This is a genomic window from Stenotrophomonas sp. YJH_SMC_81 (assembly GCF_059370875.1).
In genome coordinates this window covers 1-26,343 of record NZ_JCAFUB010000009.1, presented here as the reverse complement: position 1 = coordinate 26,343, position 26,343 = coordinate 1, and the positions used below count along the sequence as shown (strand labels likewise).

Here is a 26,343-nt window from a genome sequence, read left to right as displayed (position 1 = left end):
TGATACGCCGCCACCGTGATCGCCACCGTCACTGCATCGGGCGGCTACCGCTTCAGAAGCGGTAGCGACCCTGCACGTAGAAGGTGCGCGGTGCGGCCACCATGCGGCCGGCGTTGCCATCGACGTTGCGGGTGTACCAGCGCGTGTCGGCCAGGTTGTTCACGCCCAGCACGATCTCGCTGTCACCCAGGCCCGGCACCTGCCAGGCCACCTGCGCATTCCACAGGCGCACGCCCGGCACGCGGCCCACGCGCGCATCGGCGGTTTCTTCCCAGGTGTTGGCGGCATCGAAGAACTGGCCGCTCTGGTGGGTGCTGGAGACATTGAAGGTCCAGCCAGCCAGCGCGTAGCGGGCGCCGACGCTGTCGGTGTCGCGCGAGTAGAACGGCACGTCCAGGCCACGGTTGTCACCGGACTGCTGGACCGCCTTGGTCCAGGTGTAGTTGGCGTACAGCTCCAACCCGGCCAGCGCACTGTCCTCGGCGAAGTGGTACTCCACCGCGCTCTCCACGCCCTTGTGGTCGGTGGCGCCGATGTTCTGGAAGGTCGGCGGGGTGATGCCCGGCACCTGCAGGATCTGGTTGTCGAAGCGCATCTTGAACACGGTCACTTCCGCGCGCAGGGCGCCGTCCTGCCAGCGCGCGCCCAGCTCGGTGGTCCTGGCGATTTCCGGGTTCAGCGGGTTGCTGGCCGTCTGCGAATTGAGCTGGATGTTCTGCACCGGCCCGAACGAGGTGGTGTAGTTGCCGAACACGGTCAGCTGCGGAGTCAGCAGATAAGCGATGTTGAGCGAGGGCAGAGCCTTGTCGTTGCGGCTGCTGAAGGTCGCCGCGCCACCGGCCTGGCGGCGGTCCATGTCGATCCACTCCATGCGCACGCCCGGGGTGATCCGCCACTGGCCGATCGCGATGCGGTCGTCGATGTAGAACGCGTGGGCGTCGGTGGCGTTGTCGAAGCGGTTGGTGGCGCCGGCCACGCCGGTGCGGCGGGTGACGGTGTAGCTGCGGTCGTTTCCACGTTCGCGCAGGAAACGGTAGCCGGCGGTGATGTCGTGAACGCTTGCACCCCAATGCAGGCGCTGGGTGTAGCGCGGCTCGATGCCGAGCACGCGGTATTCGCGCGGCTGCACGGTCAACTGGGTGTTGGCGGCGTTGATCAGCGAGCTGGCACGGGTGCTCTCGTTGTAATAAGCCAGCACCTCGAACTCGCTGTTGGCCGACAGCGTGTTGGTGTAGCCCAGGTCGATGCCGGTGCGATGACCCTTCCAGAAATCGGTGGGGCGGATGTTCTGGAACGGGTCGGCCTCGTACTGGGCGCGAGTCAGGCCGCCCGGGGTCAGCGAGCGCACATCGTAGTAGGACAGCTTGGCGCGCAGTTCCTGTTGTTCGTCGATGGCATAGGCGAACTTCAGCGCCAGGTCGTTGAAGCGGTCATCGCTGCCCTGGCGCCAGCCGCGGCCGTCCTGGCCGGAGTACAGCAGGGCCGCGCCCAGGCCATTGTCGCCGGTGCCGCCGAGGAAGGCGTTGTACTGGGTGCTGTCGCCGCCGCCGTGGTCGTAGGCGGTGTAGCGCACACCGGCTTCGCCATGCAGGCCGGTGCCGGTGGGAATGGCACGGGTACTGAAGTTGATGATGCCGCCCACGTTCTGCGGGCCGTAGCGTACCGCGCCGCCACCACGCACCACGTCGATCGATTCGATGTTCGACAGGCTGGTCGGCGCGAACGACAGCTGCGGCTGCCCATACGGCGCTACCGCCAGCGGCACGCCGTCCAGCAGTACCGTCGAACGCGGCGAGTAGCGCCCGGTCAGGCCACGAACGCCGATGTTCAGCGACACGGAACTGCCGGCGGTGCCGGAGTTTTCGGTGACCTGCACGCCGGGGATGCGGCGCATGGCATCGCCGATGCTGGCCGCGCCGCTGGCCTCGATGCGCTGGCGGTCGACCACCGTGCGTGCGCCGGCAAAGCGCTTGACGCTGTCATGCAGGCCGGTGCCGAGCCAGCTGCCCGAGACCTGGATGCTGTCCAGCGTAGTGGCGCGGTCCTGGGCAAAGGCGCGGGTGGCCGGAAGCAGGCACAGGGCGAGGGCGGCGGCCAGGGGCAGGCGGGCCGGTTGCAGGGCGTGGATGGCCATCGGTAGAGGTTGTGGAAGGTCGCAAATGAGAATTATTGCTGATTCCATTCGCTATTGGAATGCGCCCCCGGTTCATGCCCGTGCCCCGGTGATAGAGTGGGCGATTGTTTCCTGACTCGCTGAGATCCGCCATGTCCCAAGCCGCCTTCTACCCCGTCGGAACCCCTGGCCAACCGTGGGGAGCGGCGCAACGGGAGCTGTGGCGTGGCCGCCAGCAGCGCCTGCGTCGGTATGACAAGGAGGTGCTGCCGCGCATCGAGTCGCTCGCATCGCGCTTCGACAAGGTGGCCTATGGTCAGCTCGACTACGCCGGCGAGAGCTATACCCTGTTTGCCCTGCGCAGCCGCGACTGGAACCCGGCGCTGCCGGCCGCACTGGTCACCGGTGGCGTGCACGGCTACGAGACCAGCGGCGTGATGGGCGCGCTGGAATTCCTCGAGAAGCACGCCGCCAACTATGCCGCCAAGGCCAACCTGCTGGTCGCGCCGTGCGTGAACCCGTGGGGTTTCGAGCGCATCAACCGCTGGAACTTCGATGCGATCGACCCGAACCGCAACTTCCGCGCCGATGGCCCGGCGCGTGAATCAACGGCGGTGATCGATCTGATCGCGCCGTACAAGGGCCAGTTCGTGCTGCACATCGACCTGCACGAGACCACCGACAGCGACGAGAGCGAGTTCCGCCCAGCGCTGGCGGCACGTGACGGCAAGCCGTTCGAGCCGGGCCTGATCCCCGATGGCTTCTACCTGGTGGATGACAGCGAGAACCCGCAGCCGGCCTTCCAGCAGGCGGTGATCGCTGCGGTGGAAAAGGTGACCCACATCGCCCCGGCCGACGACAAGGGCGAGATCATCGGCTCGCCGGTGGTGGCCCACGGCGTGATCGAGTATCCGCTGGTGAAGCTCGGACTGTGCGCGGGCATCACCGGTGCGAAGTTCACTACCACCACCGAGGTCTACCCGGACAGCCCCCGGGCGACCCCGCAGCAGTGCAACGACGCGCAGGTGGCCGCGGTGTGCGCGGCGCTGGATTACGCGCTCGCCCATCGTTGACCGGTAGTGCCGGCCGCTGGCCGGCAACTGAAAAAGGGGACGGAGGGGATCAAGTCGTTTGTGGCACAAACGACTTGATCCCCTCCGTCCCCTTTTTTGTGTCATCCCAACGCGTCGGCCCACCACAGTGCGGCCGGTCCCGGCGGCGTGTCGCGGCGCCACAGCAGGTCGCTGTGGATGCGTCGTGGCCAGCCGGGCAGCGTCAGTTCCACCAGCTGCCCGCGGTCGTAGCGCTGTACCAGCGCGCGTGGCAGCTCGGCCCAGCCGATGCCGTCCTCGGCCATCTCCATCACCATCAGGTAGTCGGTGGCGGTCCACGCCAGCCCGGTAACCGCCCGCGCATGGTCGACCTCCGCGCTCAATCGCACCTGCCGGTACCGTGCCAGCTGGGAAGCTGCGCGACGGCCGGCGTCGGCCAGCGCATGGTCGCGCGCCACATACACCGACAGCTCGCTGTGATGGGCCAATGGCCGTGCCACCAGACCATCCGGATAGCTTTCCTGGCGCGGCAGCAGGCCCAGCGCGGCGCGGCCGCTGCCGACCAGCTCCAGCACGTCATCGCCTTCGGCATCCAGCCATTCCAGTTCGATCTCCGGGAATGCTTCGGCAAAGCGCTGCAGCACGCGCTGCTCCGGATCGAGCTGGTACACGTCGGAAAACACCACGGTCAGCCGCGCTTCGACCGGCGCGGCCAGGCGCACACTCAACTGCTGCAGGCGGGCATCGGCGGCGAGGATTTCCTGGGCATGGCCAAGCACTTGGCGCCCGGCCTCGGTCAACCGGGGGTAGCGCCCGCTGCGGTCGAACAGGCTCACCCCGAGGTCGGCCTCCAGATGGGCAATGGCGGTACTGACCGTTGACTGCGTCTTGCGCAGGCGGCGCGCCGCCGCCGAGAACGAGCCCAGCGCGGCGGCTTCCACGAAGGCCTGCAGGGATTCGGGGGAGTAGGGCATTGAACCATCGCTCCTGTCGATGGAATCCATTTTGATACCACCGTAAAAGGCGATGATACTGGCCGCCGTCGCCCTTGTCTGCGGGGCGTTCCGGACCGTCCACGCATGCCGTGGACCCATTGAAGAGGCGGCGCGGTCCCCGCCCTGCAAGGAGCTTCACATGTCCCGTACTGTTGCCGCCCGTGGCGCGCTCGCCGCCTGGGCCTGCCTGACCGTGGCGATCGTCGCCGAAGTGGTCGGCACCTCGTTCATGGCCCATGCCGCCCGCGATGGCGGCTGGACCGGCTACCTGATCATGGCCGGCGCGCTGGCGCTGTCCTACTTCTTCCTGGCGCAGTCGGTGCGCCGCATCGCCGTGGGCGTGGCCTACGCGGTGTGGGAAGGCCTCGGCCTGACCCTGCTGACCGTGGTCGGCCTCACCGTGTTCGGCGAGAGCCTGTCGCTGCAGCAGCTGGCCGGCCTGATGCTGGCCGTGGCCGGCATCGTCTGCGTCACCCTCGGGGAGGCGCACTGATGAATACCCTGGCCCTGTTTTTCGTGATCTGCTCGGCGTTGATCGACGTCGCCGCCAACATGATGGTGGCCAAGTCGGAAGGTTTCCGTCGTTGGCGCTGGGGCGTCGGTGCGATCGTCCTGGTCTGGATTGCCTTCGCCCTGCTGGGCCAGGCCGTACGCTACATGGATCTGGCCACGGCCTATGCGATGTGGGGGGCGATCGGCGTGATCGGCACCGCCAGCTGCGGCCGCCTGTTGTTCGGTAACCGCCTGCGGCCGATCGGCTGGATTGGCATCGCCCTGGTCACGGCGGCGGTACTGCTGCTCAGCACCGCCAAGTAGCAGCACGTCCGGTCGCGAGCGGGGCGGCGATGATGCAGCGATTTGCGAAGTCGCCCATGCTCATCGACACTGCGGTTTTCCACATGGAGTGCCCGCATGTTCAGCCACATCACCGTAGGAACGAACGACATGGATGCCGCACGTCGCTTCTACGACGCCCTGTTCGCCGCGATGGACGCGCGGGCGGGCGTATTGGACGAGAAGGGACGGCTGCTGTACTTCAAGGATGGGCGGATGTTCGGTGTAACCGCGCCGATCGATGGGCAGCCAGCGTGCCATGCCAACGGTGGCACCATCGGTTTCAGTCTGGGCAGTGCAGAGGCCGTGCGTGCCTGGCAGGAGGCTGGAGTGGCTCACGGTGGCACCGCCATCGAAGATCCGCCCGGCGTCCGCAACATGTCCGGTCGCCAGGTGTTCCTGGCCTATCTGCGTGACCCGGATGGCAACAAGCTGTGTGCGGTGCACGTAATGTCGTGATCGGACAGGATGTGCGTGGCCGCGCCGCAGCCCGCGCGGGCAAGGTGGCACTCCGGCGCGCGCGTGATACCACGGAATGAGCGGACGGGCCTGCGACCGCAGGCCGCAACTTCATGCTCTGTCCACTGCGGTTCAGCCAGAATCGGTCGGCTAACCCTTTGATCTACCGGAGAACGCCGCCCCATGGAAGTACTGGAGCCGCAACAATCCCCGGTGCGCACCCTTCGGCCTGTGTTCGCCTTCGCGGCGATCATTGTCGTGGCGTTCGCGCTGTTCGTCAGCCTGTTCCCGCTCGGCGCGGGCCGCCTTCTGCTCAAGGCACAGGATTGGGCCGCCCTCAACGTCGGCTGGTACTACCTGCTGGCCATGACCCTGTACCTGGTGTTCGTGGTGGGCGTGGCGCTGTCCAAGTACGGTGGCATCAAGCTGGGTGCCGACCATGACGAGCCGGAGTTCAGTTACCTCTCGTGGGCCGGCATGCTGTTCGCCGCCGGCATCAGCATCACCCTGTTCTTCTTCTGCGTGTCCGAACCGCTGACCCACTACCTGCAGCCGCCGCAGGGCGATCCGGCCGCAGGCGAGGCTGGCGCGCGCCAGGCCATGCAGCTGCTGTTCCTGCACTGGGGCCTGCACGGCTGGGGCGTGTTCGCGCTGGCGGCGATGGCGATGGCCTACTTCGCCTATCGCCACAACCTGCCACTGGCCCTGCGCTCGGCGCTGTACCCGCTGATCGGCAAGCGCATCAACGGCCCGATCGGATACACCGTGGACGCGCTGGGCATCGTCGCCACCGTATTCGGCATCGGTGCCGACATGGGCTTCGGCGTGCTGCACCTCAATGCCGGTCTGTCGCACCTGTTCGACATTCCGCACTCCAACCTGGTGCAGATCATCCTGGTGGTCAGCATGATGGGCGCGGCGGTGGCCGTGGCCGTGTCCGGCGTCGAGAAGGGCGTGCGCTGGATGGCCAACATCAACATGCTGCTGGCGATCGCGCTGGTGCTGTTCATGCTGTTCGCCGGGCCGACGCAGTACCTGTTCAGCACGCTGATGCAGAACCTGGGCGACTACCTGGGCAGCGTGGTCGGCAAGAGTTTCGATGTGTACGCCTATGGCGGCCGACCGGAATGGCTGGGCGGCTGGACGGTGTTCTACTGGGCCTGGTGGATCGGCTGGGCACCGTTCGTCGGCCTTTTCATCGCGCGCATCTCACGTGGCCGCACCATCCGCGAATTCGTATTCGGGGTGCTGCTGATCCCGCTCGGCTTCACCCTGGCCTGGCTGTCGATCTTCGGCAACAGCGCGCTGGACCAGGTGCTCCACCACGGCCAGCAGCAACTGGCGCAGCTGGCGGTGGATGATCCACCGACGGTGCTGTACGCGCTGCTGGACGGCTACCCGTGGAGCCGCACGGTGATCGCGGTGACGGTGCTGGTGAGCTTCATCTTCTTCGTGACCTCCGCTGATTCAGGGGCGGTGGTGTTGTCCACGCTGTCGTCGCATGGTGGATCACCCGAAGACGATGGTCCGCGCTGGCTGCGCGTGTTCTGGGGCACGGTGATCGCGGTGCTGACCGCCGGGTTGTTGCTGGCCGGCAGCATCGATGCATTGAAATCGGCGGTGGTGCTGGCATCGCTGCCGTTCTCGGCGATCCTGTTGCTGATGATGTGGGGCCTGACCCGCGCGTTCAGTGACGAGTCGCACCGCAAGCGCGCGCTGCAATACCGGCCATCGCCCTTGATCGGAGACGATCGCCATCATCAGGGCTGGCGCCAGCGCCTGAGCCAGGCCATGCACTTCCCGGTACGCGACCAGGTCTACCGTTTCATGGATGACACGGTGAAGCCGGCGATGGAGGCGGTGGCCGAGCAGCTGCGCGGGCAGGGTTGGGATGTATCCACCCGCTTCGAGGCCGGCGACATGGAGCTGACGGTGAACCACGGCGAGCAGCAGGACTTCCTGTACCGGGTGATCCTCAGCGGCTACCTGACCCCGTCGTTCGCTGCCCAGCAGCTGCGCAATCAGCGCTACTACCGCGCTGAGGTACATCTGTTCGAAGGCAGCCAGGATTACGACCTGGTGGGCTACAGCCGCAAGCAGATCATCAACGACATCATCAGCCAGTACGAACGGCACCTGCAGTTCCTGCACCTGAGCCGTTGATGCGGTGGGTGCGGACCGCGGGACCGCACCGACCTGTAGAGCCGAGCCATGCTCGGCTGCGTGGTGCCGAAGAGCAGCCGAGCATGGCTCGGCTCTACAGTGGCAATCAGAACCGGTAGCGCGCGCCCAGCGAGACGAACTGCCCGCGCAGGTTGTACTGGCTGATGTCGAAACCGTTGGAACCGCCAGCCGGGTCGAACGGGGGGTCCTTGTCGGTCAGGTTCAGCGCCGACAGCGACAGCGTGGTGTTGGGAATCCCTTCGTACGCCACATACAGGTCCAGCTGGTGATAGGGCTTGACGCGGTCACGCAGCCCCGGGTTGCTGGTCGCCGTCGCCACGCGCTGGTCGTAGCCGCTCACGTACTGCAGGCTCAGCGTGCTGCTCCAGTCGCCCACCGCCCAGTTCAATGAGGTGGTGCCGCGGGTGCGAGGCAGCGCGCCGTGGCGGTTGTTGCCGGCGCCGTCATACGGTGCTTGGCCGGCCACCAGCGGTTGCTTGAAGCTGAGCAGGTGGGTCCAGCTGCCGGCCACGGTGAAGGTGCCCCAGCCGTCGGTACGGAAGGTACGGCTGGCGTCCAGGTCCAGCCCCGAGGTGGTCAACTCGCCCTGGTTGGCGTACTGGTTGGTGATGAACTGGATGCGTCCCTGCGCATCACGTTGCACGCGGCCCGGGAACAGGGTCGGGTTGTCGACGATGAACTGCGCGCTGTCCGGCTTGACCAGGTTGTCCTGCTCGATGCGGTACCAGTCCAGGCCGATGCTGGTATCGCCATCCGGCGACCACACCGCACCCAGGTTGAAGTTGCGCGAACGTTCGGCCTTCAGGTCCGGGTTGCCGGTGCGGATGTTGGTGATGCCACGGCTGCCGCCGGGCTGCAGCGGATCCAGCGGATCGATCACCGAACCATAGCTGACGGTCTGGCCGGGTGCGATTTCCGGCAGCGACGGTGCACGGAAGCCGCGGGAGAACGAGCCGCGCAGCAGCAGGCTGTCCAGCGGTTGCCAGCGCAGCGCCACCTTCGGTGAGAACGCCTTGCCGAAGTCGTCGTAGTGGTCGCCGCGGCCCGCAACCTGCAGTTCCAGCGTGCGATGCAGCGGCACGCTCAGTTCGGCGTAGGCGGCGCTGACCTGGCGCTCGCCGTTCACCACGTTGATGGCCGGGCGCAGTTCGGTGCCCGACAGCACCTGTGCACTGGTGCGCGCGTCCAGTGATTCCTTGCGGAACTCTGCACCCCAGGCGAAGCCGATCGCACCGGCCGGTAGCTCCCACAGCGAGGTCGAGGCCTTCAGGTTCAACGAATGCAGCTTGTACCAGCCCGGACGCTTGGTCTGCAGGCGCAGTGCATCCAGTGCCCCCGGCGTGCTGGACGGGTTGAGGAAGTTGTAGCTGCCATCGCGCAGGATCTGTTCGAACGCGTAGCGGTTGACGAAATTGTCGACGTACTCGCGCTGCGCACTCTGCGAGGTCAGCGCCGCGACTTCCCAGTCCCAGCGTTCACCGCTGCCGCGCACGCCGGCCAGTGCACGGTAGAACACCTGGGTGTTGTCCTTCAGGCGCGGGCCGAGGTCGAAGAAGGTGTACTCGAACGGCAGCGGCGTGCTGCCCGGATTGTTCGGGTGGCCGACCGGCAGCACCGCCGGCACGTCGATCAGCGTGCCGGTGGCCGGGTTGTACGCGCGCAGGCCGGGGCCAACGGTCAGCGGCGCGCTGAAGATCTGGTCGGCCTTGTTGTGGCTGTACAGCACATCGGCGAAGGCCTCGACGCTGTCATTGAAGCGGTAAGTCGCGCTCAGCGAGGCCTGCAGGCGCTCGGCGCCGGGCTGCAGGGTCTTGAACGGCTGCGCATTGAAGGCGCAGGCCTGGCCGGGCAGGGTACTGCCGAAGTCGCTGTACGGGCGCAGCTGGCTGCCGTCGGGGCAGTTGGCGAACGGCTGAGGTGCGCGTGGGTTGCTCAGCCAGTTGCCACCGGCGGTGGGCCAGCCGGCCAGGCGTCCGCCGGGCTTGTCGCGGAAATCGCCGCTGCGGGTATAGGCGCGCTGGTCGGCGTCGAGGCGATCACGCTTGAGCAGGTCCAAGCCGAACAGCACGTTCCAGCCCTGCTGCTCCAGGTCGCCGAAGCCGGCCAACAGGTTGGCCTTGCGTTCGTTCAGGCCACCCTCGGTGGCGGCACCGAAGCCGCCACCCACTTCCACGCCCTGGAAGTTCTTGCGCAGGATGATGTTGATGACGCCGGCGATGGCATCGGAACCGTACACCGCCGAGGCGCCGTCCTTGAGCACTTCGATGCGCTCGACGGCGCTGATCGGCAACGCGTTGAGGTCGACGAACGTGTCCTGGGTATTGAGCGCGAAGCCGAAGTTGGACACGCGGTAGCCGTTGACCAGCACCAGCGTGTTCTTCGGTGACAGGCCACGCAGGCCGATCGAGGCAGAGCCGGCGGCGAAGCTGCCGGTGTACTGCTCATCGAAACTGTTGCCGGCATTGGCCGACAGGTTGCGCAGCACGTCGGTAAGGGTGGAGCGGCCGGTCTGCTCGATCTGTTCGCGGCTGACGATCTGCACCGGGTTCGGCCCGGCGGTATCACTGCGCTTGATGTTGGAGCCGGTCACCAGCACGGTGCCGAGAGTGGTGCTGTCCTTGCCGGTATCGGCCGATTCAGCGGCGCCGGCAGCGCCGGCGGTGAGGCTCAGCGCAATGGCGCCGGCTAGCAGGTTCAGGGTGGTGCGGTACATGGAAGCGACAACGCCAAACGGGGAGGAGCCGTCAGTACCGCACGCAGGTACATGCGCCTTCCAATGACGAAAGCGCATTCAGTTATACAGCACAGGTTCTTAATGAACGGAGCGAGGAGTGCGGAGCATTTGGTCCGCACGCTCCTGTAGAGCCGAGCCTACGTTCGGCTGCGCACACTGACCGGAAAGCAGCCGAGCATGGCTCGGCTCTACAGAAGGCAATGCCAGCCCATCACGGCCGCAGCAGCACCTTGCCGTTGCGGCCCGAGCCTCCTGCGACCTTCGCTGCCTGGGCGATGTCGTCCAGCGCGAAGATCTGCTCCACCGGCAGCGTCAGCTCGCCGCCAGCAGCACGCTTCAGCAGCTCGCCCACCAGCCGGCGCTTGTCCTCCACCGCCATCGCCTGGCTGACCTTGCTGCCCCAGAAGCCCTTCACCGTGGCTTCCTTGTAGATCAGGCCGCCGGCCGGGACGCGCATCGGTTCGCCGCTCATCACCCCGAACGACACCAGCGTGCCGTTGTGGCCGAGCAGGTCGACCAGGTCACCGCTGGCGTCGCCGCCGATGGAATCCACGGCGGCCGCCGCCTGTGCTTCGCCGGTCGCTTCACGAACGCGATCCTTCCACCCGTCCAACGAGGTGTCGAACACATGATCGATGCCCAGCGCCTGCAACTGCGCCACGGCAGCGGCGTTGCGCACCAGGTTGGCCACATGCACGCCACGCGCCTTTGCCAGCATCGCCAGCGACTTGCCGACCGCGCCGTTGGCGGTGTTCTGCACGATCCACTGGCCTGCTTCGACGTGCAGGAACTCCAGCAGCATCAGAGCGCTCAGCGGCATGGCGATCAGCTGTGCGGCCATCTCGTCCGGGATCGCCTCCGGCATCGGAATCACCATGCGTGCCGGTGCAATGAACGCTTCGGCCCAGGTACCGTGCACCGAGGCGGCGGCAACCCGCTGACCGATCTGCAGGCCGTCCACGCCATCGCCGAGTGCATCGACCACGCCCAGTGCTTCACTGCCACCGATCGCAGGCAGTGTCGGCTTGTACCCGTAGAGGCCACGCACGGTCAGCAGGTCGTGGTTGTGGATCGAGGCCAGCACGGTGCGGATGCGCACCTCGCCGGGACCGGGCTCGGGCAGGGCGGCATCGGCAATGGCGAGGACGTCGGCCGGGTTGCCGAAGGAGGAGTACTGGGCAGCGCGCATGGACGGTGTTCCGGGGAAAGTGGATGTTGTACCGAACTGGGGACGCAGGGCATGTCGACAAGGCGTCGCTGCTGCAACACGGCATCCTGCGACTGATCGTCGCGGCATGTCGTGATTACCGCATCTTGTGTTGACGGTTCGAGTCATCCCCACTATGTTGTGGCCGTCACTCCCGGTCAGCCGCCGCCGCCGGACATGCAGCAAACGTCCCACGGCCCGCCCCTGAAGGCTTGCCGTGTCGACGCGGCCGCCACCGTGCGGACGCAGGTCGCCCCCACGGCCCGGATACCGGCCGCAGGCGCAGGCAGATGCCGACGACCTCCGTTCCCGCACTCTGGCAATCCACCCGTTCGCCCCGTGCGCCGGTATCGCGTCCAGGGCCGCCATGGCATCGACCGCCAAAGCGCGTGCGAGCCTGGAGTTTTACCACCATGACCGACAGTACCTTCCGCGCGGCCGATCTGGCCGGCGCCGGCGATGCTTTGCGCGCTGGTGGCGAGCGCATGCCGACCTGGATCACCAAGGAGGCCGGCAACCGCCGCCTGCCGTTCGACGCTGAGCGGCTGCAGCGCAGCATCGATGCCGTGCATGCCGAGTTCCCGCAGCTGGATGTGAGCGACTACCGCCGCGTGGTGCAGGCAATGGTCGAGCGCAAGCCCAGCATCAGCGCCGATGACCTGGTCGATCTGCTGATCCGCGAGGCCGAATCGCGGGTGGACCTGGTCGCGCCCGAGTGGGAACAGTTCGCCGCGCGCATCTACCTGCGTCGCCTGTACAAGCGTGCCAGCCGCAACCGCTTCTACGATGTCAGCCTGAAGTACGGCTCCTACGTGGGCCTGCAGGAAAGCCTCGCCGATCGTGGCATCTACAGCAACGACATCCTGCGCTGCTATTCCAAGGAAGAGCTGCAGCAGGCCGGTGAGATGATCGATCCGGAACGCGACCTCCTGTTCGCCTACAACGGCCTGTACCTGCTGGCCACGCGCTATCTGGCCAGCGACCGCAGCCGCGAGGTCTATGAGCTGCCGCAGGAGCGCTGGCTGACCATTGCGCTGTACCTGATGCAGGAGGAAAAGCCGCGCGAACGCCGCATGCAGCTGGTCGGCGAGGCGTACTGGGCGCTGTCCAACCTGTACATGACGGTGGCTACGCCGACCCTGGCCAACGCCGGCAAGGTGGGCGGCCAGCTGTCCAGCTGCTTCATCGACACGGTGGACGACAGCCTGCAGGGCATCTATGACTCCAACACCGATATCGCGCGCGTGTCCAAGCACGGCGGCGGTGTTGGCGCCTACCTGGGCTACGTGCGCAGCAGCGGCGCGCCGATCCGCGGCGTGGCCAATTCCTCCGGTGGCGTGGTGCCGTGGATCAAGCAGCTCAACAACACGGCGGTGTCGGTTGATCAGCTTGGCCAGCGCAAGGGCGCGGTGGCGGTATACCTGGACATCTGGCACCGCGACATCGAAGCCTTCATGGACCTGCGCCTCAACAACGGTGACCAGCGCCTGCGCGCGCACGATGTGTTCACCTCGGTGTGCGTGCCCGACCTGTTCATGGAAGCGGTCGAACGCCGCGCCGACTGGTACCTGTTCGACCCGCACGAGGTGAAGCAGGCCAAGGGCTGGTACCTGCAGGACTTCTACGATGAGAAGCGCGGTTCGGGCAGCTTCCGCGACCGCTATGCCGAGCTGGTGGCCGATGAGCGCATCAGCCGCCGCACGGTGAAGGCCATCGATCTGTTCAAGCGGATCATGCTCAGCCAGCTGGAAACCGGCAACCCGTTCCTGTTCTACCGCGACGAGGTCAATCGCAGGAACCCGAACAAGCACGCGGGCATGATCTATTCCAGCAACCTGTGCACCGAAATCCTGCAGAACATGAGCCCGACGCGGATGATCCAGGAGATCGTCAGCGGCGACCAGATCGTCACCACGCGCCGTGCCGGTGACTTCGTGGTCTGCAACCTGTCCTCGATCAACCTCGGCCGGGCGATCAGTGCACCTGATGACCTGCTGGCCACCGATGTGCTGGAGCGCCTGATCCCGATCCAGGTGCGCATGCTCGACAACGTGATCGACCTCAACGCGTTGCCGGTGCCGCAGGCCACGATCACCAACCACAAGTACCGTGCCATCGGCCTGGGCACGTTCGGTTGGCACCACCTGCTGGCGCAGCAGGCGATCCAGTGGGAATCTCCGGATGCCGAAGCATTGGCCGACCGTCTCTACGAACGCATCAACTTCCTGACCATCCAGGCCAGCGCGCAACTGGCGCGGGAGAAGGGCAGCTACCCCATGTTCGCCGGCAGCGATTGGCACAACGGACGCTACTTCCGTGACCGCGGCTACAGCGGCGCGGCCTGGGACAGCCTGGCCCGCGAAGTCGCCAGGCATGGCCTGCGCAACGGTTGGCTGCTTGCAGTTGCGCCGAACATGAGCACCGCGCAGATTGCAGGCTCCACGGCCTCCATCGACCCGATCTACAGCGCGTTCTATTACGAGGAAAAGAAGGACTTCCGGCGGCCGGTGGCGGCGCCGGGTCTGTCGCTGGAGACCTGGCCGTACTACGAGAAGGGTGCCTACAAGGTCGACCAGTTCGCCAGCGTGCGCCAGAACGCGCGCCGCCAGCGCCATGTCGACCAGTCGATCAGCTTCAACCTGTACGTGCCCAGCACCATCCGCGCCAGCACGCTGCTGGAGTTGCACCTGAGCGCCTGGCGCGAAGGCCTGAAGACCACCTACTACGTGCGCTCCAACGACATCGACATCAGCGAATGCGAGTGGTGTTCAAGCTGACCACCGGCGGCCCACGGTAGTGCCGGCCGCTGGCCGGCAACACGAAGGAAAGAGAACGAAGGCATAAACCATGGCAACCCCCCTCGATCGCATCAAGATACTCGAACCACGCCATCCCAACCGCAGCACCGGCATCATCAACGGCCAGACCAGCGGCATCCTCAACTGGAACGATATCCCGTACCCGTCGTTCTATCGGGCCTACAAGGAGCTGTCGACCAACTTCTGGATTCCCGACGAAGTGGACATGAAGCTGGATGCGCGCCAGTACGGCGAGCTGTCAGGGCGCGAAAAGAACGCCTACGACTCGATCATCGGCCTGCTGGCCACGCTCGATTCGCCGCAGACGCGCTTCATCTACAACGTGGCCGAGTACATCACCGATCCGGCCGCGCACGCCAACGCGGCGATCATCGGCCAGCAGGAAGTGATCCACAACGAGAGCTACAGCTACGTGCTGGCCTCGATCACCGACCTGCCGAACCAGAACCGGATCTTCGAGATCGCCCGCACCCACCCGACCATCATCAAGCGCAATGCCCCGATCATGGGCGCGTATGACGATTTCATGCGCGAGAAGACCGCCGAGACCCTGCTCAAGTCGTTGATCCAGTCCTCGATCCTGGAGGGCATCAACTTCTATTCCGGGTTTGCGTACTTCTACAACATGGTGCGGCAGAACCGCATGAACGGCACCGGCAAGATCATCAGCTTCATCAATCGCGACGAGCTGGCGCATACCAAGTTCATCAGCGAGCTGATCCGCGCCATCATCGGCGAAAACCCCGAGCTGCAGACCAATGAGTTGACCGCCTATGTGCACCAGTCATTCGAACATGCCATCGAGCTTGAGACGCAGTGGTCGTCGGAGGTTCTGGATGGCATCGATGGCATCGACGTGGACGAGATGGTGCGCTACGTGAAGTACCGCGCCAACAAGATGGCCGGCATGCTCGGGATCGAGCGCCTGTACAGCGACACCACTGACAACGTGATGCCGTGGATCAAGGCCTACGCCGACAACTTCACCGAAACCAAGACCGACTTCTTCGAGATGCGCAATGCAAGTTACAAGAAGACCAATGTCGACAACGGCTTCGACGATCTCTGAGCCCGGCGCCGCGCTGAGCATCCTGATGGTGGTCGCCTCCTTGAGCGGCAACACCCGCGAACTCGGCCGGCAGATCGCCGAGCGCTGCCGCGCGGCAGGTCATGCGGTGCACTGGCAGGAGGCCGACGACCTGCGCCAGGCACCGCCGCTGGCGGCCGATGAGGCCGACTTGGTGCTGCTGGGCTGCTGGACCGACAACGCCGGGCGCACGCCAGCGGAGATGAAGGCGTGGGTGGCCGGCATTGCCGAGCGCGGTCAGCAGCCACGCCAGCTGGCGGTGTTCGGTACCGGCGAAACGCAGTGGGGGCAGGCGTACTACTGCGGCGCCGTGCACCGGCTGATCCGCTATTTCCGCAGCGACTATCCGCCGCTCGAGATCGAGCAGATGCCGCATGGCGAGCGTCACGCCGCAGCCATCGACGCCTGGACCGATGCGATCCTGGCCCACTACTGGAGCAACCACGATGCAGATCATCGACGCCACCACGCCTGAGCAGTTCCAGCAGCTGCTGGCCGAGCACCCGCGGGTGCTGGTGGATTTCCACAAGGACCACTGCCCGGGATGCCGGATGCTGGAGATGTCGCTGCACCGGGTGGCCAACAGCGTCGCGGGGCAGGGCACCACGTTGCTGCGCGTGCAGCTGGAGGTGCTGGGTGAGGCGTTCTTCAGGGAGCTGGGGCTGCGGCAGACGCCGACCCTCTCGCTGTTCCGTGACGGTGATGAGCGCACGCGCCTGGCCGGGTTCCAGTCGCCGCAGCAGATCGAAGCCGCGATCGCGTTGCATTTGTAGAGCCGAGCCCATGCTCGGCTGCCGTTCGCGCGGTGAGCGATGAGTCGAGCATGGCTCGACTCTACAAGGGCATCCACGCATGGCGTGGATCTACCGGGGCAGGGTCCGTGGTTTGGCGTCAGGCTCCGCTGAAGGTATCCACCAGCAGCTTCACATTCAGCACCACAATCACCAGCGCGATCACCCAGGCGATCGCGCCCAGCCAGCGCGGGGCCACCAGCGCGCCCATCGTCACCTTGTCGGTCACGATCCGCACCAGCGGGATGATCGCGAACGGCAGCTGCATCGACAGCACCACCTGGCTCAGCACCAGCAGCTTCACCGCGCCCTGGTCGCCGAACAGCAGGATCACCACCACCACCGGAATGATCGCCAGCGCACGTGTGATCAGCCGTCGCAGCCATGGCGGCATTCGCAGGTGCAGGAAGCCTTCCATCACGATCTGGCCGGCCAGCGTCGCGGTGACTGTCGAATTCAGGCCTGACGCCAGCAGCGCCACCGCGAACAAGGTCGCCGCCGCACCCACGCCCAGCATCGGCGCCAGCAGCTGGTGGGCCTGCTCGATGTCTTCCACGTCGAATCGGCCATTGGCATGGAACACCGCCGCCGCCAGGATCAGGATGCTGGCGTTGATGAACAATGCGAGTGTCAACGCGAGGGTGCTGTCGGTGACCGCCCAGCGCAGCGCGCTGCGGCGGCCTTCATCCGTGCGCGGGTAGGCGCGGGTCTGCACGATGGACGAATGCAGGTACAGGTTATGCGGCATCACCGTGGCACCGATGATGCCGATCGCAATGTACAGCGCGTTCGGATCGGTCACCACCTGTGCGCGCGGAATGAATCCGCCCAGCACCGCCATCACTGGCGGGGCAGCCATCGCGATCTGCACCACGAAGCAGGCGAAGATCACCATCAGCAGCGCGATCACGAAGGCTTCGAGCGCACGGAAGCCGCGGTTCATCAGCAGCAGAACCAGCAGCGTATCCAGCGCAGTGATCACCGCACCCCAGAGCAGTGGCAGGTCGAACAGCAGTTTCAGTGCGATCGCGGTGCCGATCACCTCGGCCAGGTCGCAGGCGATGATCGCCGCCTCGCACAGCGCCCAAAGTGCCAGGTTCACCGGCTTCGGGTAGCGGGCGCGGCAGGCCTGCGCGAGGTCCATGCCGGTGGCGATGCCGAGCCGTGCCGACAGCGCCTGCAGGATCACCGCCATCAGGTTGGAAATGAGGATGACCGACAGCAGCAGGTAGCCGAAGCGCGAACCACCGGCGAGGTCGGTGGCCCAGTTGCCCGGGTCCATGTAGCCGACCGAGATCATGTAGCCCGGGCCGAGGAAGGCCAGCAGGCGGAACCACCAGTGACCCTTGTCGGGTACCGCCACCGAGGCGTTGAGCGCGCCCAGGCTGGCCGGAGTGGAGGCCGAAGGGTCGCGGGGCGCCAGGGTGTTCATGGCCCGAATATAGCTCCTGCTATAGTCATTAGCAATGTGAAACAATCGTCTTTATCGCTTTACTGGTCCAGAATTCAGGTTCAACACCGGATCACCCCGGAAGGACAGGCGCAGGCGTGGGCAAGACCGACGATTCGACATCGCTGAAGAGCACCCCCTTGATCGAGGCCGAGCGCCAGGTCGAGAGCTTCCGGCAAGTGCGCGAGGCGCACCGGATGGAGCTGGTGGAGGACTATGTCGAGCTGATCTCGGACCTGCTGGCCGACGGCGGCGAGGCCCGCCAGGTCGACATCGCGACGCGTCTGGGCGTGGCCCAGCCTACGGTGGCGAAGATGCTGCGGCGCCTGGCCCGTGATGGTTGGGTGGTGCAGCGGCCGTACCGTGGCGTGTTCCTGACCCCGGAAGGTGAGGCGCTGGCCCATGCCAGCCGCCAACGCCACCAGACCGTGGAGCGTTTCCTGCTGGCGCTGGGGGTGGACGCAGATACCGCGCGGCGCGATGCGGAGGGCATCGAGCACCATGTCAGCGAACAGACACTGGCTCTGTTCGAGGCATTCGTGCGCAGGGCCGAGGGCGGCTGAGCCACGTTTCCTGTAGAGCCGAGCCATGCTCGGCTGCTGTTCGCGCGATGACAGGGAGCATCCACGCATGGCGTGGATCTACAATCCAGGCGGGCAGCGCGCCTGCTGCTGCGCGCACGCGCGTCTCGTCCATTCCTTCAACACCGGCTGCAGGCCTTCATAGCGCCGGCCCTGCCATCCGTTGGCCAGCACCTTCCCATCCGCATCGATCAGCACCAGGTTCGGTGGTGCCAATCCGGCCAATGCCTGCAGTGCCGGCATGCGCGCGGCGCGGCGCGGGTCCAGCACCGGCCACGGCATGTCCTGCGCGTGCATGTAGCGGCGAAGCGCGCTCTCGCTCTCATCCTGGCTGACGTACACCACTTCGGTATCGGCGCCGGCTTGGCGCAGGGCATCACGCACGCTGCGCAGCGTGGGTACGAAGGCATGGCACGGTGCACACCAGTCGGCGCCGAAGTACAGCGCCACCAGTTTCGGCGGCGACGACCACTGCATCGGCCGTAGCGATCGCTGCTCCGGCCGCATCAGCGAGGCCGAAACCTGCGCGTGCAGGTCCGCAGCCATCGCCGGTGCGGCCAGCAGCACGGCACAGGCCAGCACCAACGCTCGCAGAGCTTCAGAACGCATAGCGCAGGTTGACGTACCACGAACGTGCAAAGCGCGGCCCGTAGACATAGTCGCTGTCACGCAGCGCGCCCACTTCCAGATCTTTCTGGCGCTGATCGAACACGTTCTTGACGCCCGCGGCCACCGACACTTCCTGCTGCGCCTGCGTGCCCAGATGGCGGTGCCAGCGCGCTCCGAGGTCGGTGACCAGGAATGACCGCGTGCGGTGCAGCTCGCCCAGCCGGTTGTTCAGCACCGACATCGGCCCGGTATGGCGCAGCGCGACGAAGGTTTCCCACGGTTCGGCAGGCATCCAGCTGAGCTGCGCCAGGCCGGTCCAGCGTGGTGTCTTCAGGTAGTCGCGGCTTTCGATGATGGTATCGCCACCGTCGCCAGTGTCGTCGAAGATGCGCTGCGGTTCGCGGAAGCGCGAGCGGTACCACGAGGCACCGGCGGTCAGGCGCCATTGCGGCGACGGCTGCCAGCCGAGGTTGGTTTCCGCACCCAGCACGTTCGAGCCGGAGGCGTTGTAGCGCAGCTGGCTCAGCTGGCCGTCATCGCCGCGCTGGATCTCGCCCAGCGCGAAGGTGTCGCGGATGCGTGCATGGGAGGCGGTGGCATCCCAGCTCCACACCGGATTGGCCGGGTCCGAACGCCAGTCGAAGCCGAACAGGGTGGTCAACGCGCGTTCCTCTTTCAGGCCATCGGTGTTGCGCACGCGCACCTGCTCGCCACCGAGGGTATCGACATGTACGTCCTCGACGAAAATCTCCGGTGCACGGAAACCGGTGGCGACGCCCGCCCGCCATTTCAGGTTCGGAGTGGCCTGCCAGGCCAGCGCGATGCGCGGCGAGAACACCGCGCTGTCCAGCTCCGAGCTCTTGTCCACGCGTGCGCCCAGTACCAGGTCGACGTTGTCGCGCAGGCTCCACTCGTCCTGGATGAAGGCGCCCAGGTTGTGGAAGGTCGCATCCTCCAGCACCGCGAGACGCTGCCCGTCACCGGTGCGGTTGTCGTCGCGCAGCGCCTCGTGCTTGTACTGCACACCGAAGGCCAGCGCATGCGCGCCGCGGCGCCAGTTCAACTGGCTGTCGATGTAGTGCAGCGGGTTGTGGGTGCGGCCGTACTGGCGCCACGAACGCGAGGCCGCGCTGCCGGCCACGTTGCGGTCCAGCTGCAACGGGTCATAGCTGGGCGCCGAGGGATCGGTGACCACGTCGCCCAGGCCACCATAAAAGCTGTCGCGGTCGATGTCGGCGAAGGCATAGGCCAGGCGGAAATCGACGTCGGCAGTGATCTCCTGGTCCCACGACACGCTGCCGCGGCGGTATTTCGTATCCAGCGATTCGGCGATGTTGGCCAGGTACTCTGGCTGGTCCAGGCGGTTGCCGCCGCGGCGGGTTTCATCGGTCACCTGCAGGTCCAGGCGCAGCCGCGTGCCCGGCGTGGGCGCGTACCAGGCCTGCAGCCCGCCGACCTTGAGGTTCTTGCGGGTGATCTCGGTGTAGCCGTCACCGTTGTAGTCGATGCCGCTGTTCCAGTTGCGCTGGGCAATCACCGACAGGCCGGCGTCTGCGTCCTTGGCGACCAGGTCCAGTCGAACGTCGGCGTTCTTCTGCGGCGTACCCTTCAGCACATCCACGCCGGCCTGCACGTGGCCACCGCTGCGCGCCGGCAGCGGCGGAATCAGGTTGATCACACCGGCAACTGCGCCCGGTCCGTACAGCGCCGAGCCGCCGCCCTTGACCACTTCGATGCGGTCGACGAACCCGGCCGGGATCTGCTCCAGACCGTACACGCTGCCCAGCGTGGACAGCAGCGGAATGCCATCGAACAGGAGCTGGTTGTAGGCGCCGGGCAGGCCCAGCAGCTGTACTTCGCTGGTGTTGCAGTTCTGGCAGTTGCTCTCCACGCGCAGGCCGTTGATCAACTCGGCGGCGCGCGAGAAGTCGGTGGCCGCGCGCAGCGCAATGTCTTCCTTGCGCAGCACTTCGGTGCGGATCGGCACGTCCGACAACAGGCGTTCGCTGCGCGTGGCGGTGCTGACCTTGACCTGCACACGGTCCAGTTCGGTCGGTTTCGGAGTGTCGGCCAGTGCAGGCAGCGGCAGGGTCAGTGCAATGGCGGCGGCCAGCGGCAACCGTCGGAAGCGGTGGGGGATAGAGCGCATGAGGGCGTCGTCCTTGTGGGAAGAAAGGCGGCGAGGGCGACCTGGCTGACGCATATGAAAGCAATGACTTATGAATATAGCAAGTGCTATATAACGAAGCCGCAGCAATTTCGGGTGGAGCGCCGGTCGAATCAGATCATGCGGGTGTTATAACATTACAACTGACAGCGACCACCCTGCCGCTGGTCATAGGCGGAGGATGGAATAGTCGTGGGGGCAGTGGGGACGGGGTCAGAGCCCTTTCCTTTGGAAAGGGATCTGCCCCGGGAGCGGATCGTCAGCCGCGGCGGAATGCGGCGGGCGTGCGGGCGCCGACGATGATCATGCGGATCATCGTGGAGATCTGTTCGACCAGCTCCGGATCCTTCTCCGGAGGCAGGTCCATGGCGGTGGCACCCATCGCGAACACCAGCCGGGTGATGGCCTTGGCCACCAGTTCGGGGGCATGCAGTACGGCGCCATCCAGTGCGGCCAGGCGCACCAGGTCGTGCTGCAGCTCTTCCTCGAAATAATGCAGCTCGCGTTCGACTGCGTGCTTGAAGTCGTCCGAGCCGACCGCGCCTTCGCGCAACAGCACGTGCAGCAGCTTGTCGTCGGCGCGCAGCTGTTCCATGAAGGTCTCCACCGAGACCCGCACCACGCTGGTGGCGCTGGAGGTGGCACGCTGGCGCGCCTCGCCGATGATGGTGCGCAGCGAGCGGCCGGCCGCGTCGATCAGCGCTACGGCCAGTTCGTCCATGTCGCGGAACTGCCGGTAGAAGCTGTTCGGCGCGATGCCGGCCTCACGTGCCACTTCGCGCAGGCTGAGCGTGGACAGGCTGCGGTGCGGCCCGATCAGTTTCAGGGCGGCGGCCAGCAGATCCTCGCGGCTCACCGTACGGCGGGCCGGGCTGTTGGCATCTTCAGGCGTCGACAAGACGGTGGCGGCGGCCATGGCGGTTCCGGTGGGGCGAGGCTGAATCATACCCAATCCGGTTCAATATACACATGTATACACAGATGTATGTGCGCCCGTATAGTGCGCGTATGAGCGCTGTCGTCCGTCCATCCCTGTTCTCTCCGTACCGCTGGGTCTCGCCGTCGCTGTTCGATTTCTGGGCGGGCCAGCTCAATCCCCTGTGGACCCTGCGTGAGCCGGTGGCCCGCCTGGTCCGGCGCGAGCCGGCCGGCGAGGGCGCGGCGACCCTGGTCCTGCGCACCAACCGGCACTGGGCCGGCATGCGCGCGGGCCAGCACGTCACCCTGGGCGTGGAGATTGAAGGACGCCTGTGGCAGCGCAGCTACAGCCCCACTGCGCTGGGACCGCGCGAACTGGCGATCACCGTCAAGGCGGTCGAGGGCGGCCGGGTCAGCCAGCATCTGGTCAACCATGCGCAGCCGGGCGAGCTGTTCCGCCTGGAGGCTGCGTTCGGAGAATTCCAGCTGCCGGCCGCGGCTCCGGTATTGCTGCTGGCGGCCGGTAGTGGCATCACGCCGATGCGCAGCCTGCTGCGCGAAGCCTGCCAGCGCCCGCTGGCCGCGCCGGTGGACCTGTTCTACTGGGAGCGCAGTGCCGCCCAGCTGCAGTTCCGCGATGAGCTGCAGGCACTGGCCGCGCGCCAGCCGAACCTGCGTGTGCACCTGCTGACCACCCGCGAAGGTGATGTGCCTGCCGCACGCATCGATACCCACGATCTGCAGGTGGCCGGCGATGACACCCCGTTGGCGCAGCGCCACGTACTGGCCTGTGGCCCGGATGGATTCGTTGCCGCTGCGCGCGAACGCCTGGCGCACCAGGTTGCGGGTTTCCAGGCGGAAGCATTCACTCCGCCGGCGCCGTTGCGTGACGCCAGCAGCGAAGGCGAAGTGTCGCTGACCCTTGCCCGCAGTGGCCGCCAGCTGAGCGTGCCGCGCGGCCGCTCGTTGCTGGAAAGCCTCGAAGCCCATGGCATCAAGCCCAAGCATGGCTGCCGCATGGGCATCTGCAACACCTGCAGCTGTGACCGCGTCAGTGGCGCCACCCGCCACCTGCGCACCGGCGACCTGCAGTCCGAATCGGCACAACCGGTACGGATCTGCGTGAGCGCACCGACCACCGACCTGACCCTGGATCTCTGAGGACGCCTGCCATGACCCGCGCCACCGACCGTGCCCTGAGTACTGCCGAGATGCATGCCTTCGGTGAGGAACTCGACGCGATCCGCGACCGTGTGATCGGCAGCCTCGGCGCGTCCGATACCCGCTACATCCGCCGCGTGGCCGCCGCCGTGCGCTGGTTCGGCGTGGGTGGCCGTGGCCTGCTGTTCCTGGCGGCATTTTCGCCGCTGTTCTGGATGCCGCTGCTGTGGCCGGCCGCGATCACCGGCACGCTGCTGCTGGCGCTGTCGAAGATCCTGGAGAACATGGAGCTGGGCCACAACGTGATGCACGGCCAGTTCGACTGGACCGGTGATCCCAAGCTCAATGGCAACACCTACGAGTGGGACATCGTTGCCACCGCCGACAACTGGCGCAAGACCCACAATTTCCGCCACCACACCTACACCAACGTGCGAGGCATGGACGATGACATCGGCTATGGCCTGCTGCGGATCTTCCCGGAACAGCGCTGGAAGCCGTTCTACCTGCTGCAGCCGATCATCGCGCCGATCTTCGCACTGCTGTTCCAGTGGGGCGTGGCCGCGCAGGACCTGCGCCTGGGCCGGTGGCTGAAGGGCCGCATCAGCGGCCGTGCGATGTGGATGCAGACCCGCCCGGTGGCGCGGAAAATGGCCCGCCAGGTGCTGAAGGACTACGTGTTCTTCCCGCTGCTGGCGGGTCCGTTCTTCCTCACCGTGATGCTGGGCAACCTGGTTGCCAACGGCCTGCGCAACATCTGGACCTACGTGATCATCTTCTGCGGGCACTTCACCGCCGAATCGGAAACCTTCCCCAAGGAGTGCCTGCGCAATGAGTCGCGCGGCCACTGGTACCTGCGCCAGCTGCGCGGTTCGTCCAACATCAGCGGCGGCTTCCTGATCAACGTGCTGTCGGGCAACCTCAGCCACCAGATCGAGCACCATTTCTATCCGGATCTGCCGGCCAACCGCTATGCGGCCATCGCCAAGGAAGTGAAGGACATCTGCCGCCGCTACGGCCAGCACTACAACAACGGCTCGCTGCCGCGCCAGTTCGGCCAGGTGGTCTGGCGCATCCTGCGCCACGCATTCCCGAGCAAGCCGCGCCGCCTGCCGATGCCGGACATCATGTCCGCACCGGCATCGGCCAACGCGGGCTGATCGACTCAGCCCGCCTTCGCCAGGGCGGCCTGCTCGCGGTCCAGGCGTCGCAGGAACACCTGCATTTCCTTGCGCGCCTGCTGGTCGCCCTTGCTGCCGGCCACGCTCAAGCCGCGCTGCCATGCCTCACGGGCCGCCTGTGGCTGGCCACTGGCCAGCCAGGCTTTGCCCAGCAGCTTCCAGGCTGCCGAGTAATGCGGATCAAGCACCACGCAGCGGCCCAGGTGGGTTGCCGCGCGTACCGGGTTGCCGGCATCCAGCCAGCCCTTGCCCAGGCCGAAGCGCAGCAGCGCGCCGTCCTTGCCTGCGGCAAGCATGCATTCCAGAGCTTCGATGTTCATCCGCGCACCTCCACCAGCAGTTCGGCCGGGCCGGGCTGGAAGCGGCCGCGATGGAACAGTAGTGGCGTGCCGCCGTTCTCGTGCACTTCGATGATGCGGCCGGCCAGCAGCAGGTGATCGCCTACCGGCCACTGCGCGTGGCGGGTACAGGTGAGATGGGCGACCGCACCGGCGATGCGCGGTGGGGCGTCCTCGTCGTCATCCAGCAATGCCAGGCCGTCGAAGCGGTTGCGCACCTGCGGATCGGCAAAGCGCCGGGCCAGTGCCTCCTGGTCGGCCGCCAGCACGCTGAGCGCAAAGCGTGTGGCACGCTGGAAGGTGGACAGGCTCTGCGCGTGCAACGCCAGGTTCCACAGCACCAAAGGGGGCTGCAGTGAGACCGGTACGAACGAGTTGATGGTCAGGCCGACCGGCTTGCCCTGTGCATCGCGCGCGCAGACGATGACCACGCCGGTCGGGAAATGGCCGAGCAGCCGCCGCAGGGCACGCGGCGGCATCTCGACCGATGGCACCGGGACCGGGGCGGGGAACACCCCCGCCCACGGCCCGGCGTAGGGCAGTGTCTCGCCGCTCATGAGGCCCGGGCCTGGCGGTAGCGCCGGCCGACCTCGGCCCAGTTGATGATGTTGAAGAAGGCGCCGATGTAGTCCGGGCGGCGGTTCTGGTAGTGCAGGTAGTAGGCGTGTTCCCAGACATCCAGTGCGAGGATCGGGGTGTGGCCGGACAGGCCCACGGCTGCACCCATCAGCGGGCTGTCCTGGTTGGCGCTGCTTTCCACCTGCAGGCGACCATCGCGATCGCTGGTCAGCCAGGCCCAGCCACTGCCGAAGCGGGTCTGCGCGGCCTTGCTGAAGGCATCCTTGAAGGCATCGAAGCCGCCAAGGTCACGGTCGATGGCGGCGGCCAGTTCATGATCGGGTGCACCACCGCTGGGGCTGAGCACGGTCCAGAACAGGCTGTGGTTGGCGTGGCCACCGCCGTTGTTGCGCACCGCGCCACGCTGCGCCTCGGGCACGGCATCGAGGTTGGCGATCAGCGCCTCGACCGGTTGCTCGGCGATGCCGGCCTGCTCGATGGCGGCATTGAGGTTGTTGACGTAGGTCTGGTGGTGCTTGCTGTGGTGGATCTCCATCGTGCGCGCATCGAAGTGCGGCTCGAGGGCGTCATATGCGTAGGGGAGCGGGGGAAGCGAGTACGACATCGAAGCAATCTCCGTGGGGAAGGCCAGAGGAGCTGGCCGTGGGGAGATCGTTATCGCACCTCAACATTGGTTGAGGTCAAGGGGTGGGATTGAGGTGCGTGCGCGTTCATCGCTTTGATTCTTCCTGCAGGACAGCACGAGCGGAATGGTAGTGCCGGCCGCTGGCCGGCATGCCGGCAAGGTCGGGTTGCCGGCCAGCGGCCGGCACTACCAGAACCCGCTTTTCGAACCTCACCGGCGCGCTGAAGTGCTGCCCGCGCTCGCAGGAAACCGTCCGGTGGCGGGGGGAGGGGCTGGCCGGGACCATTGGCGCCATGGATGGCGCCATCGAGCCCCCAAGGTGAAGTGACCCCCGGGAGTTGGACATCAGATCCAACCCCGAGGGATACATGAACAGATACGACGCGCGTTTCAAACTGCAGGTCGCCAAAGAGGCCTGCAAGACCTCCACATCGGTCAAAGCCGTTGCTCGTCGCTACG

23 protein-coding genes are annotated in these 26,343 nt (G+C 66.3%); 12 read left to right on the top strand and 11 right to left on the bottom strand.

Annotated features, from left to right (window positions below; translation table 11 throughout):
* Nucleotides 1–52: 52 nt before the first annotated feature.
* Nucleotides 53–2,134: a TonB-dependent receptor family protein gene (locus AC5P8U_RS16275; protein WP_447897416.1), complete on the bottom strand. Its 2,082-nt coding sequence runs from the start codon at nt 2,132–2,134 to the stop codon at nt 53–55.
* Between the two features lie 131 nt (nt 2,135–2,265).
* Between AC5P8U_RS16275 and AC5P8U_RS16270 the strand changes: the two genes are divergently transcribed.
* The gene (locus tag AC5P8U_RS16270; protein ID WP_072167512.1) at nt 2,266–3,186 is read left to right on the top strand and encodes a M14 family metallopeptidase; all 921 of its coding nucleotides are present in this window, start codon (nt 2,266–2,268) and stop codon (nt 3,184–3,186) included.
* Between the two features lie 101 nt (nt 3,187–3,287).
* Here AC5P8U_RS16270 and AC5P8U_RS16265 read toward each other — a convergent pair whose 3' ends face one another.
* Nucleotides 3,288–4,139, bottom strand: coding sequence for a LysR family transcriptional regulator (locus tag AC5P8U_RS16265; RefSeq protein WP_072167513.1), 852 nt, complete (start codon nt 4,137–4,139; stop codon nt 3,288–3,290).
* A 160-nt stretch (nt 4,140–4,299) separates the two neighbouring features.
* Here AC5P8U_RS16265 and AC5P8U_RS16260 point away from each other — a divergent pair, with 160 nt between their 5' ends.
* The 4 genes from AC5P8U_RS16260 (at nt 4,300) to betT (ending at nt 7,616) form a co-directional block, all read left to right on the top strand.
* Nucleotides 4,300–4,653 (top strand): SMR family transporter, encoded by a 354-nt coding sequence (locus AC5P8U_RS16260; RefSeq protein WP_088497872.1) that lies wholly within the window; start codon nt 4,300–4,302, stop codon nt 4,651–4,653.
* Nucleotides 4,653–4,976 (top strand): DMT family transporter, encoded by a 324-nt coding sequence (locus tag AC5P8U_RS16255; RefSeq protein ID WP_072167515.1) that lies wholly within the window; start codon nt 4,653–4,655, stop codon nt 4,974–4,976. Before AC5P8U_RS16260 ends, AC5P8U_RS16255 begins: the two co-directional genes overlap by 1 nt.
* A gap of 96 nt (nt 4,977–5,072) precedes the next feature.
* Complete coding sequence (locus AC5P8U_RS16250) at nt 5,073–5,453, top strand: VOC family protein (protein WP_072167516.1); 381 nt, start codon at nt 5,073–5,075, stop codon at nt 5,451–5,453.
* 183 nt (nt 5,454–5,636) lie between these two features.
* A complete protein-coding gene (betT, locus tag AC5P8U_RS16245; RefSeq protein ID WP_072167517.1) occupies nt 5,637–7,616 on the top strand; it encodes a choline BCCT transporter BetT in 1,980 nt (659 codons plus the stop codon).
* A gap of 106 nt (nt 7,617–7,722) precedes the next feature.
* Here betT and AC5P8U_RS16240 read toward each other — a convergent pair whose 3' ends face one another.
* Nucleotides 7,723–10,350, bottom strand: a complete 2,628-nt coding sequence (locus AC5P8U_RS16240) for a TonB-dependent receptor (protein WP_495214235.1) — start codon at nt 10,348–10,350, stop codon at nt 7,723–7,725.
* A gap of 232 nt (nt 10,351–10,582) precedes the next feature.
* Nucleotides 10,583–11,560 carry a zinc-binding dehydrogenase gene (locus AC5P8U_RS16235; protein WP_072167519.1) on the bottom strand — a complete coding sequence of 326 codons (978 nt, stop codon included), beginning with the start codon at nt 11,558–11,560 and terminating at the stop codon, nt 10,583–10,585.
* Nucleotides 11,561–11,991: 431 nt separating this feature from the next.
* Here AC5P8U_RS16235 and AC5P8U_RS16230 point away from each other — a divergent pair, with 431 nt between their 5' ends.
* The 4 genes from AC5P8U_RS16230 to AC5P8U_RS16215 all read left to right on the top strand — a co-directional run bounded on the left by AC5P8U_RS16230 (nt 11,992) and on the right by AC5P8U_RS16215 (nt 16,257).
* The gene (locus AC5P8U_RS16230) at nt 11,992–14,355 is read left to right on the top strand and encodes a ribonucleoside-diphosphate reductase subunit alpha (RefSeq protein WP_188240900.1); all 2,364 of its coding nucleotides are present in this window, start codon (nt 11,992–11,994) and stop codon (nt 14,353–14,355) included.
* A 70-nt stretch (nt 14,356–14,425) separates the two neighbouring features.
* Nucleotides 14,426–15,466: a ribonucleotide-diphosphate reductase subunit beta gene (locus AC5P8U_RS16225; RefSeq protein ID WP_061479853.1), complete on the top strand. Its 1,041-nt coding sequence runs from the start codon at nt 14,426–14,428 to the stop codon at nt 15,464–15,466.
* Between the two features lie 25 nt (nt 15,467–15,491).
* Entirely contained in the window at nt 15,492–15,959 is a 468-nt protein-coding gene (locus AC5P8U_RS16220; RefSeq protein ID WP_080376919.1) for a flavodoxin, read from the top strand.
* Nucleotides 15,931–16,257 carry a thioredoxin family protein gene (locus tag AC5P8U_RS16215; protein WP_058982346.1) on the top strand — a complete coding sequence of 109 codons (327 nt, stop codon included), beginning with the start codon at nt 15,931–15,933 and terminating at the stop codon, nt 16,255–16,257. Before AC5P8U_RS16220 ends, AC5P8U_RS16215 begins: the two co-directional genes overlap by 29 nt.
* 118 nt (nt 16,258–16,375) lie before the next feature.
* Here the strand turns inward: AC5P8U_RS16215 and AC5P8U_RS16210 are convergent, their stop codons facing one another.
* Nucleotides 16,376–17,707 carry an Nramp family divalent metal transporter gene (locus AC5P8U_RS16210; protein ID WP_061479854.1) on the bottom strand — a complete coding sequence of 444 codons (1,332 nt, stop codon included), beginning with the start codon at nt 17,705–17,707 and terminating at the stop codon, nt 16,376–16,378.
* A 116-nt stretch (nt 17,708–17,823) separates the two neighbouring features.
* Here AC5P8U_RS16210 and mntR point away from each other — a divergent pair, with 116 nt between their 5' ends.
* Entirely contained in the window at nt 17,824–18,288 is a 465-nt protein-coding gene (gene mntR, locus AC5P8U_RS16205) for a manganese-binding transcriptional regulator MntR (protein WP_005416934.1), read from the top strand.
* A gap of 78 nt (nt 18,289–18,366) precedes the next feature.
* Here mntR and AC5P8U_RS16200 read toward each other — a convergent pair whose 3' ends face one another.
* The 3 genes from AC5P8U_RS16200 to fabR form a co-directional block, all read right to left on the bottom strand.
* Nucleotides 18,367–18,915: a thioredoxin-like domain-containing protein gene (locus AC5P8U_RS16200; RefSeq protein ID WP_072167522.1), complete on the bottom strand. Its 549-nt coding sequence runs from the start codon at nt 18,913–18,915 to the stop codon at nt 18,367–18,369.
* Complete coding sequence (locus tag AC5P8U_RS16195; protein WP_447897536.1) at nt 18,905–21,064, bottom strand: TonB-dependent receptor plug domain-containing protein; 2,160 nt, start codon at nt 21,062–21,064, stop codon at nt 18,905–18,907. Before AC5P8U_RS16195 ends, AC5P8U_RS16200 begins: the two co-directional genes overlap by 11 nt.
* A 277-nt stretch (nt 21,065–21,341) precedes the next feature.
* Nucleotides 21,342–21,998 carry an HTH-type transcriptional repressor FabR gene (gene fabR / locus AC5P8U_RS16190; protein WP_447897537.1) on the bottom strand — a complete coding sequence of 219 codons (657 nt, stop codon included), beginning with the start codon at nt 21,996–21,998 and terminating at the stop codon, nt 21,342–21,344.
* Nucleotides 21,999–22,090: 92 nt separating this feature from the next.
* On the opposite strand from fabR, the gene AC5P8U_RS16185 reads away from it, so the two are divergent.
* Nucleotides 22,091–23,161, top strand: coding sequence for a ferredoxin reductase (locus AC5P8U_RS16185; RefSeq protein WP_172412121.1), 1,071 nt, complete (start codon nt 22,091–22,093; stop codon nt 23,159–23,161).
* Nucleotides 23,162–23,172: 11 nt separating this feature from the next.
* Nucleotides 23,173–24,321, top strand: coding sequence for a fatty acid desaturase family protein (locus AC5P8U_RS16180; RefSeq protein ID WP_072167525.1), 1,149 nt, complete (start codon nt 23,173–23,175; stop codon nt 24,319–24,321).
* Between the two features lie 5 nt (nt 24,322–24,326).
* Here the strand turns inward: AC5P8U_RS16180 and AC5P8U_RS16175 are convergent, their stop codons facing one another.
* Genes AC5P8U_RS16175 through AC5P8U_RS16165 form a run of 3 tightly spaced genes read right to left on the bottom strand, consistent with a single transcriptional unit; the run spans nt 24,327 to nt 25,863 of the window.
* The gene (locus AC5P8U_RS16175) at nt 24,327–24,662 is read right to left on the bottom strand and encodes a tetratricopeptide repeat protein (RefSeq protein ID WP_072167526.1); all 336 of its coding nucleotides are present in this window, start codon (nt 24,660–24,662) and stop codon (nt 24,327–24,329) included.
* A complete protein-coding gene (locus AC5P8U_RS16170) occupies nt 24,659–25,237 on the bottom strand; it encodes a flavin reductase family protein (protein WP_188240902.1) in 579 nt (192 codons plus the stop codon). Before AC5P8U_RS16170 ends, AC5P8U_RS16175 begins: the two co-directional genes overlap by 4 nt.
* The gene (locus AC5P8U_RS16165; RefSeq protein WP_447897538.1) at nt 25,234–25,863 is read right to left on the bottom strand and encodes a superoxide dismutase; all 630 of its coding nucleotides are present in this window, start codon (nt 25,861–25,863) and stop codon (nt 25,234–25,236) included. The genes AC5P8U_RS16170 and AC5P8U_RS16165 overlap by 4 nt, the downstream gene beginning before the upstream one ends.
* Nucleotides 25,864–26,343 lie beyond the last annotated feature (480 nt).